Origin of the sequence: Nostoc sp. ChiQUE01b (assembly GCF_034531255.1) — a bacterium.
Classification (GTDB): domain Bacteria; phylum Cyanobacteriota; class Cyanobacteriia; order Cyanobacteriales; family Nostocaceae; genus Nostoc.
The window spans coordinates 82,410-96,641 of record NZ_JAVRBM010000016.1 but is presented as its reverse complement, the minus strand read 5'-3'; the positions used below and the strand labels follow the sequence as shown (position 1 = coordinate 96,641).

At 42.2% G+C, this 14,232-nt stretch carries 18 protein-coding genes and 1 other RNA gene; 6 read left to right on the top strand and 13 right to left on the bottom strand.

Annotation, left to right across the window (positions count from 1 at the left end; translation table 11 throughout):
* Positions 1-130: 130 nt before the first annotated feature.
* Positions 131-521: a transfer-messenger RNA gene (ssrA, locus tag RMY63_RS13440) on the bottom strand.
* 189 nt (positions 522-710) lie between these two features.
* On the opposite strand from ssrA, the gene RMY63_RS13435 reads away from it, so the two are divergent.
* Complete coding sequence (locus tag RMY63_RS13435) at positions 711-899, top strand: Uma2 family endonuclease (protein ID WP_322729176.1); 189 nt, start codon at positions 711-713, stop codon at positions 897-899.
* 25 nt (positions 900-924) lie between these two features.
* Here RMY63_RS13435 and RMY63_RS13430 read toward each other — a convergent pair whose 3' ends face one another.
* The 10 genes from RMY63_RS13430 to petL all read right to left on the bottom strand — a co-directional run bounded on the left by RMY63_RS13430 (position 925) and on the right by petL (position 8,732).
* Positions 925-1,692 (bottom strand): class I SAM-dependent methyltransferase, encoded by a 768-nt coding sequence (locus RMY63_RS13430; RefSeq protein ID WP_322729175.1) that lies wholly within the window; start codon positions 1,690-1,692, stop codon positions 925-927.
* Between the two features lie 95 nt (positions 1,693-1,787).
* On the bottom strand, positions 1,788-2,735 hold the full coding sequence (locus RMY63_RS13425) for a F0F1 ATP synthase subunit gamma (RefSeq protein ID WP_322729174.1): 948 nt from the start codon (positions 2,733-2,735) through the stop codon (positions 1,788-1,790).
* A 213-nt stretch (positions 2,736-2,948) separates the two neighbouring features.
* Entirely contained in the window at positions 2,949-4,469 is a 1,521-nt protein-coding gene (gene atpA, locus RMY63_RS13420) for a F0F1 ATP synthase subunit alpha (RefSeq protein ID WP_322729173.1), read from the bottom strand.
* 168 nt (positions 4,470-4,637) lie between these two features.
* A complete protein-coding gene (gene atpH, locus RMY63_RS13415) occupies positions 4,638-5,192 on the bottom strand; it encodes an ATP synthase F1 subunit delta (RefSeq protein WP_322729172.1) in 555 nt (184 codons plus the stop codon).
* Positions 5,189-5,761 carry a F0F1 ATP synthase subunit B gene (locus RMY63_RS13410; RefSeq protein ID WP_322729171.1) on the bottom strand — a complete coding sequence of 191 codons (573 nt, stop codon included), beginning with the start codon at positions 5,759-5,761 and terminating at the stop codon, positions 5,189-5,191. Before RMY63_RS13410 ends, atpH begins: the two co-directional genes overlap by 4 nt.
* Before the next feature lie 188 nt (positions 5,762-5,949).
* A complete protein-coding gene (locus RMY63_RS13405) occupies positions 5,950-6,381 on the bottom strand; it encodes a F0F1 ATP synthase subunit B' (protein WP_322729170.1) in 432 nt (143 codons plus the stop codon).
* A 327-nt stretch (positions 6,382-6,708) separates the two neighbouring features.
* Complete coding sequence (atpE, locus tag RMY63_RS13400) at positions 6,709-6,954, bottom strand: ATP synthase F0 subunit C (RefSeq protein ID WP_012411162.1); 246 nt, start codon at positions 6,952-6,954, stop codon at positions 6,709-6,711.
* Between the two features lie 150 nt (positions 6,955-7,104).
* Positions 7,105-7,866, bottom strand: coding sequence for a F0F1 ATP synthase subunit A (gene atpB, locus RMY63_RS13395; RefSeq protein ID WP_175586935.1), 762 nt, complete (start codon positions 7,864-7,866; stop codon positions 7,105-7,107).
* Positions 7,867-7,926: 60 nt separating this feature from the next.
* Complete coding sequence (locus RMY63_RS13390) at positions 7,927-8,367, bottom strand: ATP synthase subunit I (protein WP_322729169.1); 441 nt, start codon at positions 8,365-8,367, stop codon at positions 7,927-7,929.
* A 269-nt stretch (positions 8,368-8,636) separates the two neighbouring features.
* Positions 8,637-8,732: a cytochrome b6-f complex subunit PetL gene (petL, locus tag RMY63_RS13385; protein WP_084227316.1), complete on the bottom strand. Its 96-nt coding sequence runs from the start codon at positions 8,730-8,732 to the stop codon at positions 8,637-8,639.
* 316 nt (positions 8,733-9,048) lie between these two features.
* Between petL and aroB the strand changes: the two genes are divergently transcribed.
* The 3 genes from aroB (at position 9,049) to RMY63_RS13370 (ending at position 11,577) form a co-directional block, all read left to right on the top strand.
* A complete protein-coding gene (gene aroB, locus RMY63_RS13380; protein ID WP_322729168.1) occupies positions 9,049-10,140 on the top strand; it encodes a 3-dehydroquinate synthase in 1,092 nt (363 codons plus the stop codon).
* 192 nt (positions 10,141-10,332) lie between these two features.
* The gene (locus tag RMY63_RS13375; RefSeq protein WP_322729167.1) at positions 10,333-10,998 is read left to right on the top strand and encodes a Uma2 family endonuclease; all 666 of its coding nucleotides are present in this window, start codon (positions 10,333-10,335) and stop codon (positions 10,996-10,998) included.
* Positions 10,999-11,256: 258 nt separating this feature from the next.
* Complete coding sequence (locus tag RMY63_RS13370) at positions 11,257-11,577, top strand: hypothetical protein (RefSeq protein WP_322729166.1); 321 nt, start codon at positions 11,257-11,259, stop codon at positions 11,575-11,577.
* A gap of 157 nt (positions 11,578-11,734) precedes the next feature.
* Here RMY63_RS13370 and RMY63_RS13365 read toward each other — a convergent pair whose 3' ends face one another.
* Positions 11,735-11,950 (bottom strand): hypothetical protein, encoded by a 216-nt coding sequence (locus tag RMY63_RS13365; RefSeq protein WP_322729165.1) that lies wholly within the window; start codon positions 11,948-11,950, stop codon positions 11,735-11,737.
* Between the two features lie 715 nt (positions 11,951-12,665).
* Here RMY63_RS13365 and RMY63_RS13360 point away from each other — a divergent pair.
* Both RMY63_RS13360 and trxA read left to right on the top strand, forming a co-directional pair.
* Positions 12,666-12,977, top strand: coding sequence for a hypothetical protein (locus tag RMY63_RS13360; RefSeq protein ID WP_416212514.1), 312 nt, complete (start codon positions 12,666-12,668; stop codon positions 12,975-12,977).
* A 238-nt stretch (positions 12,978-13,215) separates the two neighbouring features.
* The gene (gene trxA, locus RMY63_RS13355; RefSeq protein ID WP_322729163.1) at positions 13,216-13,554 is read left to right on the top strand and encodes a thioredoxin; all 339 of its coding nucleotides are present in this window, start codon (positions 13,216-13,218) and stop codon (positions 13,552-13,554) included.
* A gap of 53 nt (positions 13,555-13,607) precedes the next feature.
* Here the strand turns inward: trxA and RMY63_RS13350 are convergent, their stop codons facing one another.
* Positions 13,608-14,141, bottom strand: coding sequence for a dihydrofolate reductase family protein (locus RMY63_RS13350; protein WP_322729162.1), 534 nt, complete (start codon positions 14,139-14,141; stop codon positions 13,608-13,610).
* Positions 14,142-14,232: the final 91 nt, after the last annotated feature.

The window sequence follows — 14,232 nt, the reverse complement described above, 5'->3', positions numbered from 1 at the left end:
CCCATTTGTTGAGATAGTTAGACGATTGCGTAGCCACGATTTCTGCTAGTCAGGTGTATTTGCAAAATTCACCTATGAAAACAAAATCCACCAAAAACTTTAATGCTTAGGTGGATTTGTTAGTTATTTTTAGTGGATCCGAGCAGAGTCGAACTGCTGTCCAAATTGGGTATTGACCCCCCGCTCATTCACAGGTTTAGCCTATCTAACCCTCAAGGCGGGAATCGTTCATTATCCCGAACGTAGGATGCTCTGATTTAATCTTAGCCAGCAAGCCAACCAGAGAACGCTTGCTAGAGCATCCGTTGGGGTTTTGTCTTCAGTCCTTAACGGAGTCAAACTAAAGACGCTCGAACCTGTAAGAGGTGTTTTAGGCTGCTACTAGAGCTTCCCGACGAGCAAATTTTACGATGTTATTCGCATTTACTTTTGTTTTGAGCCTTTGATTTCCGAGAGGAGACTCACTCTCGACCTGAATCACAGAGCAGCGTTCGCCAACCTGTCGAAACCGTGACGGACCCATGTGCTATACATATTATAGCTTGTTGTTAGGGAAATGTGTTACAGGATGACAAAGAAATATTAAAAAGAGGAATTCAGAATTCAGCAATCTTTTAGTGTGGGATTTAGCGAGGCTTAACTGTCATGAGTCAGACTACAAGCAGAGTTCGGTGGATAATTCAAGATGTTGCAGCATTACCCGATAACGAATGGATTCGGTTCAGGGAGTCCAGGAGTATTGGATTATTGATCGCATCGCTCAAAGAATTGAAGTCTATCGACGGGACAATGCTCAGTTAAAACTGGTTATGAGATTGCTAGTAGATGATGTGATTACATCGCCATTGCTGCCTAACTTTGCCTGTGAAGTAGCACATCTTTTTGTGTCACGAGGTTAGAGGCGATCAGTGTTGTGGCGAAATTTTATTCTGTTAGTGCTGCTGAGAAACACAGGGTATCTTTGTAGGAGCTTGGCTGTAGACCGTCAGTATAGTTGGCACATAGAGTGATGTCTTTGTAGCCGTTTTCCTGCAAACACATGATGAATTCATCGCGCCCAAACCAATGTAGAGGAAAACGTTGTAGTTCGGTGGCCACAAGTTTGCCATCTTTCCACTTCTCGTAACGAGTTATAGTCATGTTGAGTTGATTGAACCAGTCTATCTCAGATGTGGATTGTAAGAGAATTATCGATCCATCAGGACAGGTAATTGGCAATCGCTGCTTAATAGTATTCTCTGTCTTAAAATCTTCGATGGGTAGCTGCAAATCAATAAAAATTCGTCCTTGCGGCTCAAGATGTCGAGCAAAAGCTTGTAAGGCAGCAATAGCAGCAGATCGTTTTTCTAGCAGCATAAATGAGCCGAAGGAAACTGCGATCGCGCTAAACTTACCAGGAAGGTCAAGATTTTCTATACTACCTTGATGGAGAATAGGGTTCAGCCCCCTTGCTGCACAGTATTTTCGGCAAACAGCAAGCATATCCGGTGAAGTATCAACACCTTCAATATTAATGCCAGCCTCTAGCAGCGGGATAAGTAGTCCTCCTGTCCCCACCATTGCTTCTAGAATTCTACCCTTGATTAAGGAAAGATGTTTGATGTAGTAGGGAATATCCGGATACGTTCCACCAATGCGCTTGGTGATATCATAAACCTCGGTACACAAGGGGCCATATGCCATCAATGTCATCTAGTTGAAGATTCCCAAATAAAAATAGCCAATTGCTAATCTCAAAACAGCTAGCAATTGGCTCTATATTACAACATACTACAAATAATAATTTCCTAAGTTAATGCTTCAGCACCACCAACAACCTCAAGCAGTTCTTGAGTAATTGCTGCTTGTCGGGCTTTGTTGTAAGACAGAGTAAGAGTGTTAATCAGTTCACCAGCATTGTCGCTGGCATTACTCATAGCTGTCATCCGGGCTGCTAGTTCGCTAGCTGCCGATTCTTGTAGCGCCCGCAATAGCTGGTTACTCAGATAGAGGGGCAATAGAGAATCGAGAATCTGCACGGGATCTTGCTCAAAAATCATGTCAGGAGCCAGCGTGCGGACTTGGTTAGTCACTTTTTCCCGTTCGACTTCAAATTTCCCGCCACGGGTTGTTAAGCGGAAGATTTCATCATCGCCTGCTTCTAGACCTTGGGGATCGAGGGGCAATAAGGTTTGCACCACAGGACGGGAGCTAACTAAGGAAAGGAATCTGGTATAAATTAATTCAATGCGATCGACTTCTTCTGAAAGGAACAAGGAAAGTAGTTGATCGGCGATCTGATTGGCTTCTGCTGCGGTGGGAATTTGCTCTAAGCCGCTGTAGGTGGCATCAATTGGCTGATCGCGGCGTTGAAAGTACTGTGTAGCTTTGCGTCCGACGAGCACAAATTGATAGTTTAAACCTTCTGCCTTGATTTCTTTGGCGCGATTTTCTGCACGGCGGATAACGTTACTATTGTAGCCGCCGCATAGACCGCGATCGCCTGAAATAACCAACAATCCGACTGACTTAACTTGGCGTTTTTTCAGTAGTGGTAGGTTTGCTTCTTCAAAGCGCAGACGGCTTTGCAAACCATATAATACTTGTGCCAAGCGATCGGCAAAGGGGCGAGTTGCTAGCACTTGTTCTTGCGCCCGACGCACTCTAGCTGCCGCAACTAGGCGCATGGCTTCTGTGATTTTTTTGGTATTTTTGACCGACTGAATGCGATCGCGTATTGCTTTTAGATTGGCCATAACTTTAAGTTCTGAGTCCTGAGTTCTGAGTCCTGAGTGGTAGAAAGTGCTGAATGCCAAGCTTCATAAAAATTGGAAATGTGAGAACTTGTAAGCATCATGCTCATGTATCTTCACTCTTGACTCCTCTTCTCACTCAGCAACGCCAGTTGCTACAACGGAGGGAACCTCCGCAACGCACTGGCTCCTCAGCATTCAGCACTCAACACTCTATTAAGCTGTAGCTTTGAAGGTCTTCTTGTATTCGGTAAGTGCTTCCTTCAAGGCAGCTTCTTCTGCATCACCTAATGCTTTAGATGCTTGTACTCCTTGGACATACTGGGTTTTTCCAGTCTTTAAGTACTCACGTAGACCTGCTGTGAAGCTGGTTACTTGATTTACAGGTACATCATCTAAGTAACCATTGATACCAGCATACAAAATTGCTACTTGCTCGTATACCGAGAGTGGGGAATTTTGTGGCTGCTTGAGGAGTTCGCGTAACCGTTGACCCCGTGCCAATTGGTCTTGAGTGGCTTTATCTAAGTCAGAAGCAAATTGTGCGAAGGCTTGCAGGTCGTCAAATTGGGCTAGTTCCAATTTAATCTTACCGGCAACTTTTTTCATTGCCTTGGTTTGAGCGGCAGAACCCACGCGGGATACTGAAATACCGGGGTTAACAGCCGGACGGATACCAGCGTTAAACAAGTCAGAAGAGAGGAATATCTGACCATCGGTAATAGAAATTACGTTGGTGGGGATGTACGCTGAAACGTCACCAGCTTGGGTTTCGATAATTGGTAGGGCGGTCATACTGCCTTTACCTAATTCGTCACTCAGCTTTGCGGCTCTTTCTAACAAGCGAGAGTGGATGTAGAATACATCTCCGGGGTAAGCTTCGCGTCCGGGTGGACGACGTAGCAGTAGTGACATTTGGCGATAAGCTTGGGCTTGCTTGGAGAGGTCATCATAAATTACCAGGGTAGCTTTGCCTTTGTACATGAAGTACTCAGCAATAGTTGCGCCTGTGTAGGGAGCGAGGAATTGTAGGGTTGCTGGGTCGCTGGCGTTAGCGGCGACGACGATGGTGTAATCCATCGCGCCTTTTTCTTGCAATGTTTGTACCACGTTGGCGACTGTGGAAGCCTTTTGACCGACTGCAACGTAAACACAAATTACATCTTCTTCTTTCTGGTTGATGATGGTGTCGATCGCGATCGCAGTTTTACCAGTTTGGCGGTCGCCAATAATCAATTCCCGTTGACCGCGACCAATGGGAATCATTGAGTCAATAGCTGTAATACCCGTTTGCATGGGTTCGTGTACAGACCGACGAGCAATGATACCGGGTGCTGGAGATTCAATCAAACGGCTGTCTGCGGACTTGATATCTCCCTTACCATCGAGAGGACGACCCAAGGCATCTACAACTCGTCCAACTAGGGCTTCTCCTACTGGGATTTGGGCAATTCTACCAGTGGCTGTTACAGAACTACCTTCTTGAATTTCTAGCCCTTCACCCATCAGCACCGCGCCCACGTTGTCTTCTTCTAAGTTCTGGGCAATGCCAATTGTACCATCTTCAAATTCCAAAAGTTCCCCAAACATAGCCTTTTCCAGACCATAAATCCGGGCAATACCGTCACCAACTTGGAGAACGGTACCAACGTTAGCAACTTTGACCTCTTGATCGTATTGCTCGATTTGTTGTTGGATAATGCTGCTAATTTCGTCAGGTCTAATTGATATGCTCATGTGTCTATCTTTTTTGCTTTCGAGACGGAAAAATTCAAGAGTTAGGAGTGATGAGTTAAGAGTGATGAGTTAAAAAGTAAAGCTTAAAAGTTAAAAGTCAAAATAAATTACTGTTTACTTAACTCCTAACTTCTAACTCCTAACTCCTAACTTTTAACTCCTAACTTTCTAGCTATTAGTTAAGCGCAATGAAAGGCGGCGCAACTGACCCCGGATACTAGCGTCAATTACCTGCGAGCCTACTTTAATGATCACACCACCAATTAACTCGCTGTCTACCCTGGTTTCTAGTTCTACCTGGCGAGCATTTGAGATGGCGATGACCTTTTGGATAATTGCCTGCTGTTGAGCTTCTGTGAGGGGAACGGCTGAAATTACTTCCGCTAATACGGTTTGATTCAACTGCCGCAACAGCGCCAGATACTGTTGAAAAATCTCTTCCAAGAATGCAATCCGCCGTTTATCTACCAGTACCAGCAAAAAATTGCGTAAGTAGGGATTAGAGCCTTCACCGAGTATTTGTTTGATCAGAGCTTTTTTGTTCTCAGACTGAATAAACGGGTTGCTGAAAAAGTTATGTAGCTGTTTGTCTGCTTTGAGCAATCCCAGGAAAGTACGCGCATCTTCCCCGAATTCTTCTGTCAAATTTTTTGATTTAGCTATTGACAAAAGTGCTTGTGCATAAGGTTGGGCTACTTCGATTGCCGCTACCTGACTTGTCATACATTGCCTCCCAGTTGTGCGATGCTGCGGTCAATTAAACTTTGTTGAGCATCGTCGGCAATCCCGCTTTTGAGTTGCGATTCGACTTTTTGCAATGCTAGTGTAGCAACTCGTTGTCGCAGTTGAGCGATCGCTCGATCGGTTTCGGTGTTTAAATCTGCTGCTGCTGTTTGTTTCAAGCGTTCTACGTCTTGCACTGCCTTCGCTAACAAGGCTTCTTTCGTCTTTTGGGCATTTTCTATGGCAGATTGGCGGATGCGTTCTGCCTCTGCCTGAGATTGCTTCAACTGCTCTTGCGCTTGGGAAAGGGCAGTCCTTGCCTCTTTTAAGCGCCCTTCTGCTTCCTGAATTGCGGTGGCAATATTGGATTGTCGCTCGTTCAGGATATTGCTTAAAACTTTACGTCCGAAGTAGAATAATATGCCAATCAGAATCGCTAGATTAATCAGATTGGTTTCAAAAATGTCTAGGTTTAGACCGAAACCACCTTCTGCTGCGCCTTCTGCCAATTCAGAGTGAACAGCGTTCGCTTCTGCGGCAAGTAATAAGAATGTCCCCATGATACCCATTTACAAGTGCGCTGCTCGCTTGCTAATATGTTGTATTTTCCCGAAGGAAATTTAAGTATCTTTTCCCCGTAAGGAAATTAAGTATCTTTCCCCATAAGGGGAAAAAGTGCCTTTTTTGACACTTAATTAAGCGCTCTGGACTAGGGGGCCAGTTGCACGTATGCTTTCACAGAACCATTCTAGTTAGTTTATCTAACTGGAGTTGGCCCCAATAGTTTTTCTAGAATCTGCCTGCTTAGAGCATCAACTTGTTGCTCTAAGGTGCGAAAAGCTTCCTGCTTTTGTTGTTCTATTTCAACAGCAGCTTGTTCTCGTTGAGTCTGAGCTTCCTTTTGGGCCTCAGCGATTTTCTCGGCAGTAATTTTCTTAGCTTCTAGTTGAGCTGTTTCTACAGTAGCTTGCGATTGTTTGCGAGCGTCTGCGAGTTGCTGCTCGTATTCGGTAGCCAAGCGCTCGGCTTTAGCCAAGCTCTCCCGCGCTTCCAAGGTATTTGTTCGGATATAATTATCGCGATCGTCTAGTACCTTGGTCAGTGGCTTATAGAAAATTGCATTCAACAAAGCTGCTAGTAGCAGGAATTGCAATGCCATGAAGGGCAAGGTAGCATCGAAATCAAACATTTGTCTCCTCTTTGGCTGGAGTAGCAGTTTTCGTGGCTAGCAACATCATCCAACCTTTCATATTTTAGAGACCCATAGCCAATAAGGGTCAGGTAATTTTGGATTTTAGATTGACGATTTTAGATTTTAGAGCAGCCATAGCTCAGAGGCATGTACCGAAAACTCTTGATAATCCAAAATCCAAGTTCCGCTGGAAGCGCACCAAAGGTGCGACCTAAAATCTAAAATTGTTAGTCAACTGAACATTAGAACTATTAAGATACCCAAAATTTTTCGATTGTAGAGGCGTGATGATTCACGTCTCCACACTCACAAAATTTTCAGGTATTAACCAAAGGGGTTAGCAAACAGCAATACCAGGGCAATTACTAGACCATAGATAGTCAAGGATTCCATGAATGCCAAGGTTAATAGCAGAGTACCGCGAATTTTTCCTTCTGCTTCAGGTTGACGAGCAATACCTTCTACTGCTTGTCCAGCAGCGTTTCCTTGACCAATACCAGGGCCAATTGCAGCTAAACCAATCGCTAAAGCAGCAGCGAGAACTGAAGCAGCCTGAACTAATGGATCCATGTTGATTTTCCTTGCTTTGATTACAAAACTAACAGACAATTACGTTAACGATTAGAAACGTGGTTTTCACGCTGCACATGAGTTCTTTGATCGCGCTTTGCGATGTTTTGAGCGAAAATGCTCTGGGAACTGTGCTATCAACTGAGAAGTTTAATGCTCCTCATGTTCATCTCCACCATGCCCCTCCATTGCCTCATGAATGTATGCTCCGGCGAGGGTGGCAAAAACCAGGGCTTGAATGGCACTGGTAAATAAACCCAAGGCCATTACAGGCAGAGGTACAAATAGAGGAACTAGCAGCACCAACACCGCCACTACCAATTCATCCGCCAAAATATTACCAAATAGCCGGAAGCTTAGTGAGAGGGGCTTGGTGAAATCTTCTAAAATTGCGATCGGCAACAAAACAGGTGTTGGCTCTATATATTTCTTAAAGTAGCCTAAACCCCGTTTGCTAAAACCTGCGTAAAAGTACGCTAAAGAGGTCAGCAGTGCTAATGCAACAGTCGTATTGATGTCATTAGTGGGAGCTGCCAATTCGCCCGAAGGTAGCTTGATGAGCTTCCAGGGAATTAGTGCGCCTGACCAGTTCGATACGAAAATAAACAAGAACAATGTACCAATAAATGGCACCCAAGGGCGGTACTCTTTCTCACCAAGTTGGTTTTTGGCCAAATCACGAATAAATTCTAGGGCGTATTCCATCAAATTCTGGATGCCCTTGGGAATTCTTTGTGCATTGCGAGTAGCAGCTATTGAAGCCACTACTAGAATACTAATCACAAACCATGAGGTGAGAAAAACTTGCCCATGAATTTTAAGATTGCCCAACTGCCAGTAGAAATGATGACCTACTTCTAATTCGGCGAGGGGAAAAGAATTAAAGGCGTTTAAGACACTAAGCATTTGCATTCTTCAAGCATTTTCCCCAACGAGCGAGGATGGGATTACTATCTTTGTGAGCCTGACTTTTTAAGAATCAGGAATGAACGCAATTTGCACCATATAGACGAGGAGCGTGGCTTTGTAAGTTAGAAATCCCAAAAAAATGGGCAGAATCTGTAGCTCACGCCATCGAGTTGCCACGATCATGACTCCAATAAATAGAGCAAAACGAGTTTTACTCAGACTGGTTTTTTCACTACCAAGCTGCTCAACATCTCTAGCCAGCATTTTTAAGTAAACCACACCTGTACACGCCCCAATTAAATAATTTAGGGCAATGTTTAAGGAATAAAAAATCCACACAGAGATAAAAATAACCCCCGTCAAGACAAGCGTGATTGCCAACAATCGCTGGAAGAGTTGATAGAACTCTTGCATGGAGTTACCTGATTCTGTGTCTTCAGAACCAGTTTTAGCATCTTGTTGCGTTGTCGGAGTGGGCGCAATTGATTCGTCAGACAAGCTCACGGGACTTGAAACCAGTACAGTTAAATATGATGACTGCACATTCAGTCAGCTGAATCATATCACGATGCGGTAACAATACTTTAGGAAAAAACAATTAACTTCTTGTCAACATCACAGAGTAAGTACCGACAGACTAAAGCCGACAACGCTTCTACCAAGTGCATCGAGGTAAACTTGGTGAAAAAGTGAGGATTTTATCGGATATTAATAAACTGAGGACAGGCAAGATGCCCGCCCCACAAGAGTCTTGGATTGAATATACTTCTCGATTAAATTATTTTGGCAGTCCGCAGACCGAACAGCAAACCTACAGATAAGCCAAAGAATAAACCCAAGAAGACGACATAAGATACAATTGCAAACATTTCTTGCTCTCCAGAATAGTTCCTAAATCTATTGAATCATTAGTTGTTGGGTATTGGGCATAGGGCAAAACAGTTCCGAGTTCCGAGTGCTGAGTAAAGAGTAAAGAAGTGAAATTCCCCACTCAGCACTCAGCACTCAGTACTCAGCACTCCTGAAAGGTGTGGGGCATGGGGCATGAGCGTAGAGGAGAAATAGTTACTGCAACTTCTCCCCCTGCTTCTTTGGTTCTTACCAATCCCCAATGCCCTATTCCCTATGCCCATTTTCTAGATTGCGATACAATACAGCCCACGGGCGCTTGTTTGGGGTTGGGCAATGACTTCTGTAATTAATGTAAATCTACCAGAGCAGTCTTATGAGATTGCGATCGCATGTTCGAGTTTAGATCAACTCGGTCAACAGATGGCCAGTCTGAAACTGGGCAAGAAGGTATTGCTGGTTTCTAATCCGACGATTTTTAAGCATTTTGGCGAAAGAGCAATTACATCCCTAATATCTGCTGGATTTGAAGTTGCTAGTTGCAATCTACTACCTGGTGAACGCTACAAAACCCTCAATTCTATCCAAAAACTCTACGATGTAGCCTTGGAAAACCGCCTAGAACGTTCTTCTACGATGGTAGCTTTGGGCGGAGGTGTAGTTGGGGATATGACTGGCTTTGCAGCCGCAACTTGGCTGCGCGGTATTAATGTTGTCCAAGTGCCTACCTCTTTGTTGGCGATGGTAGATTCAGCAATTGGCGGCAAAACTGGCGTGAATCATCCCCACGGTAAAAACTTAATTGGAGCATTCCATCAACCGCGCTTGGTTTTGATTGACCCAGATGTGTTAAAAACTCTACCTATGCGTGAGTTTCGAGCCGGGATGGCAGAAGTTATCAAGTACGGTGTGATTTGGGATGCCGAATTGTTTGCCCAGTTGGAAGCAAGTAAACGCCTCGACCAACTCCGCTATGTCAAACCTGACCTAATCAATTCCATATTAATGCGCTCTTGTCAAGCTAAAGCTGATGTTGTTGGCAAAGATGAGAAAGAAGGCGGATTACGCGCAATTCTTAACTATGGTCATACCATCGGTCACGCAGTGGAAAGTTTGACTGGTTATCGTTTAGTAAATCATGGTGAAGCGGTGGCTATTGGTATGGTAGCAGCCGGTCAAATTGCTGTGGATTTGGGACTGTGGCACAAGGAAGACACAGAACGTCAAAATGCTTTAATTCAAAAAGCGGGTTTACCTACTCAGTTACCAGATGGGTTAGATATTGAAGCAATTATTGAGGCGTTGCAGTTAGATAAGAAAGTCAAAGCCGGGAAAGTGCGGTTTGTTTTACCAACAGAGATTGGTGTAGTAACAATTACCGATGAAGTGCCATCAGATATTATTCGGCAAGTGTTGCGAGGAATGTGAACAATTTGAAAAAGAATTCAGGAGTCAGGATTCAGGAGTCAGAATAAAACTTATACCAATTTGAAAAAAGAATGCGACAGATACATACGGACATACCTTTGTTCTGTCTGGCTTTCTTAATGCGTGAATTTTGAATTTTGAATTGGTATTAGTTGCTTTGTCCTTCAATTACGAATTACGAATTAATGAGCCATGATACTCCAAGCCAAGAATCAATTAACCTTGCAAGAGTTCTTGAATCTTCCACCAGGCGAGGGAGATATCACCTACGAACTTGTTGATGGTCAAGCAATTCCTAAGATGTCACCAAAATTTTTTCACGCAAAACTTACCCGCGTCCTTCTCAATTTGATTGAGCAATCGTGTGAGGGAAAAGGAGAAGTTTGCCCTGAATGGTCTGTTGCATTGACCCGTCGGGGGCAAGATTGGATGCCAATTCCAGATATTTTGTATATTTCTTATGAACATTTACCCGCAGACTGGGATGAAAACGAAGCTTGTCCTGTTCCTCCTGATTTGGTGATTGAGATTATTTCACCCTTCGGGTTCGAGAGTGACGCTCCTAACGTCGCTAGCGCTGCGCTAACGCAATCGACGGAAACCGCCAAGACTGCGACTCTCTCACCGAGACAAACCTTTGGACAAATGGCGGCTAAAGCCAAAGACTATTTAGATGCTAAGGTACTGCGGGTGTGGGTATTAGATAGCAAGGCCAGAAGTATTACTGTTTTTTATTCAGATGCAGCACCACAAACTTATATGGGAGAAGAATTACTCACAGATTCTTTATTTGAAGGACTGCAATTTACTGTTGAGCAGGTGTTTCAAAAGGCGAAAATACCATTCACTACTGAATAGCACTTTACATCTAGCACAATTCTCTTGCTTTCAACATCCATCGAAATTTCAAGTGGCAGAAGGTTTGTCTAACTTTAACCAGTTGCTTGAGCAACTTATTTAGTTAATTTAGATGGTAGCTGTATTGTACTAATAGTTGATTTGATTAATTCATCCATTTGTAGGAGGTAATTAGCAAGGAAATAAGTATAATTTGTTTATAATTAGACCAACACTAATATGGTTGGAAACTGTATTTATACAACAGATGTATCAATCATGTCAAACCTAATATTTACCGGATGTACAAAAATCAAACCATTGGTGGTTTCAATAGCTTTTTTAATAGCTGTACAGACTTCTGCCAATGCTGAACAAGCAGTTCCTAGTTTGACGCCAGCACAAGCTCAACATTTATCCCGTGACTTGGTGCCTTATAATTCTCAAGACTTTTTTAGACAAGGAAAAGATTCAATTGAGAAAGAAATTCAAATTCTTAATCAAAGGCAACAGCGCCCAATTAAACCTATTCTTAAGATTGATTCAGTACCGCAAAGCAAAAGACCACATACTCAGCAAAAACCCCAACGTCTTATCTAAGTAAGAATCATCACCCTTCTACGGCTCCTTCTTGTTCTGTTAATTCTTCAGCTATAGCACATAACCTATATCCCCAGGTATCAAAATTACTATATTCTGTTTTTGATTAACAGAGATTTTGTATTGTGAATCAAGTTTGCAATATAAATTTACAATTTCAATCGTCTAGCAAACTCATCAACGCTTGAATTTCAAGGTCTTGCTCTTGTGGCTCTGATAATTGAGACTGTAGCTTTAATAATTGACTCTGCAATTCTTCTGCTACATGAAGCATCTCAGACTCTTGTGCAATTTTTAGCTGATTTTCTTTAATTTTGATTTGTTTAAGCAAGTTATTTTCAACATGAATTGAGTTGTAATGTTGAGCAATCATAGCTTTACATTTATTATCAATCTATGGAGTGCGATGAAACTTTTCACCTATGTATTATTCCATACTTTTGTTATTTTTTAAATATATAGCAATCCTTGCAGGAGTCGTGAAAAATATAGATAAGGAAACGAACCGCCTTTCCTTCGGAACGCTACACGAACGCGCAGCGTCTCGTCAGAGAAGAACGCCAATAAGAGAGATTAAATTATTTAGTGCAAGTTTGTTTATAAAGAATTGGTATAAGTCCCCAGCTTCTATCAAGCCGCAAGTGTTGTGGCTCTTGTCTTTATTCCCGTTACAACACGGAAAAAGCGAATTGCGAATGGGCGAAAAAGCGAATTGGTTTAAGCAGTGGTTAGGATGGGGTAAAACCCAGATTCTTGAGCAACTTCAGACTTGTGTATACACCGTAGCTTACCGAAGCGGGAAGGGGGTTAGGGGGCTAGGTCTATTTGCATACTTGTACCTCACCTGATTGAAAATGCCTATATAATTTTCACAAATGATTTAGGACTGCTACAGCTATTCTTAGTGAGTTACAAAAAACCTACCCCTAACCCCTGCAAGCAAGGAAGGGACTATGATGTACCTGATAGGATTAGAAAACCTTATATAAGATTGATTGACTTAGGGCGGATTTTTAGGTAGACACATTAATTTGTCTGTTAATTTCCCAAGTCTTGTATATATGTTAAATATTATTTTTATAAACAGTATGGACTTAAAGTTTATCAAGAAAAAGATTTATACCTTTGTAAAGATTATATCTACAATGCTCATAACAAGCGCAATTGGATTGGAATCGTGGAATATTTATGCAGTAATAACTAATATTAATGTATCAAGCAGCCTTAATCCAATTTTTTGGATTGAGCGTTTTGCCATAATGAGCCATTTTATTGAGAGCATCATAGCAGCTTTTTATGCACCTTCAAGACAAAAAATGCCAATAAAATATGCTACTTATACTTTTTTTGTAGGTACAATTGGGTTGTTAGAACTGTTTGATCGGCAGGATGAGTATTGACGCTTCTACGCCTTGAAGGTATGGGTTTTTGGATTAGGTTTGTTGGTAGGGTGCGATCGCATAACGCACTCTACGTACAAAGATTATAAGTTATTAAATATACCCTAGCAAGCAAAACTCATCTGTGGGGTTTCTCAATGAATGTAGGTAACTAATGAATCTGACACTCAGAAGGGAGTATAGTTTCTATAGGTTAGCTTTTTGCTGAAATTTTAGTTTGACACTAAGGAATTAAAAAATGTCTACTGATACTGACATAGTTGCTTACGTTGAAGAAAGTGAATTTGATGTTGTTTTAAATGGAAGTGAAGAGAAAGTTGTTGTTGTTGATTTTACTGCTACTTGGTGTGGCCCTTGTCGCTTAGTCAGTCCGTTAATGGATCAACTTGCCCAAGAATACAAAGGTCGCGCTAAAGTTGTTAAGGTAGACGTTGACAACAATAAGCCAATTTTCAAAAAATTTGGTCTTCGTAGTATTCCAGCTGTTTTAATTTTTAAAGATGGTATTTTAGCAGAAACTATAGTGGGGGTTTCTCCTTACGAAGACTTTAGCAACGCTGTTCAAAAGCTTGTTTAGCTAATTCGTAATTCGTAATTCGTAGAGAATATCATTAAGGATTACGAATTATTTTAATTATTTACTTTTCGCCTATAATGTGCTTGAAGTAAACCACTTGGATATTGTTGTGAGTTAATCAGCTCCAACTTTTCTTGATGGTTAGATGGTGGAAAAAGATGTATACCGCCACCTAAGATAATTGGAATCGTTGAAATAATATATTCGTCAATCAAGCTATGCTGAAGAAACGAATTAATTAATTCTCCGCCACCAACTAGCCAGATATTTTTAAAGCCTTGAGCCTCTATATTCGCTAATACCTGTTTTACTGGGTCAGAAACAAACACAATGTCCTCACGATCGGATTGAAAATTACGTTGGGTGAATACGAAGGATTTTTTTTCTGGATAAGGCCATCGATCAAAACCTAGCCCTACTTCATACGTCTTGCTACCTAAGACGATCGCATCAATCGATTCGTAGAAAGCAGTGTAACCGTAGTCTTCACCTTCTGTATCAAGGATTGATAGCCACTCAATTGTGCCATCCCTGCGAGCAATGTAGCCATCCAAACTAGCTGCAATGTAGAGTGTAACTTTCGTCATTGTGCTTGTGAATTGGAAAATAAAAAAGAATTCAGTATGAATTCTATATTATTAGCCGACGATAAGTAAATTTAACAAAGTGTAGGGGTTT

What these genes read in the sequence shown, in the direction of transcription:
- aroB (WP_322729168.1), top strand. Translation starts at nt 9,049, where the DNA reads ATGACTTCTGTAATTAATGTAAATCTACCAGAGCAGTCTTATGAGATT.
- atpE (WP_012411162.1), bottom strand. Translation starts at nt 6,954, where the DNA reads ATGGATCCATTAGTTCAGGCTGCTTCAGTTCTCGCTGCTGCTTTAGCG.
- RMY63_RS13365 (WP_322729165.1), bottom strand. Translation starts at nt 11,950, where the DNA reads ATGATTGCTCAACATTACAACTCAATTCATGTTGAAAATAACTTGCTT.
- RMY63_RS13370 (WP_322729166.1), top strand. Translation starts at nt 11,257, where the DNA reads ATGTCAAACCTAATATTTACCGGATGTACAAAAATCAAACCATTGGTG.
- RMY63_RS13425 (WP_322729174.1), bottom strand. Translation starts at nt 2,735, where the DNA reads ATGGCCAATCTAAAAGCAATACGCGATCGCATTCAGTCGGTCAAAAAT.
- RMY63_RS13405 (WP_322729170.1), bottom strand. Translation starts at nt 6,381, where the DNA reads ATGTTTGATTTCGATGCTACCTTGCCCTTCATGGCATTGCAATTCCTG.
- RMY63_RS13410 (WP_322729171.1), bottom strand. Translation starts at nt 5,761, where the DNA reads ATGGGTATCATGGGGACATTCTTATTACTTGCCGCAGAAGCGAACGCT.
- RMY63_RS13375 (WP_322729167.1), top strand. Translation starts at nt 10,333, where the DNA reads ATGATACTCCAAGCCAAGAATCAATTAACCTTGCAAGAGTTCTTGAAT.
- RMY63_RS13435 (WP_322729176.1), top strand. Translation starts at nt 711, where the DNA reads ATGGATTCGGTTCAGGGAGTCCAGGAGTATTGGATTATTGATCGCATC.
- RMY63_RS13430 (WP_322729175.1), bottom strand. Translation starts at nt 1,692, where the DNA reads ATGACATTGATGGCATATGGCCCCTTGTGTACCGAGGTTTATGATATC.
- trxA (WP_322729163.1), top strand. Translation starts at nt 13,216, where the DNA reads ATGTCTACTGATACTGACATAGTTGCTTACGTTGAAGAAAGTGAATTT.
- RMY63_RS13350 (WP_322729162.1), bottom strand. Translation starts at nt 14,141, where the DNA reads ATGACGAAAGTTACACTCTACATTGCAGCTAGTTTGGATGGCTACATT.
- atpH (WP_322729172.1), bottom strand. Translation starts at nt 5,192, where the DNA reads ATGACAAGTCAGGTAGCGGCAATCGAAGTAGCCCAACCTTATGCACAA.
- atpB (WP_175586935.1), bottom strand. Translation starts at nt 7,866, where the DNA reads ATGCAAATGCTTAGTGTCTTAAACGCCTTTAATTCTTTTCCCCTCGCC.
- petL (WP_084227316.1), bottom strand. Translation starts at nt 8,732, where the DNA reads ATGTTTGCAATTGTATCTTATGTCGTCTTCTTGGGTTTATTCTTTGGC.
- atpA (WP_322729173.1), bottom strand. Translation starts at nt 4,469, where the DNA reads ATGAGCATATCAATTAGACCTGACGAAATTAGCAGCATTATCCAACAA.
- RMY63_RS13360 (WP_416212514.1), top strand. Translation starts at nt 12,666, where the DNA reads ATGGACTTAAAGTTTATCAAGAAAAAGATTTATACCTTTGTAAAGATT.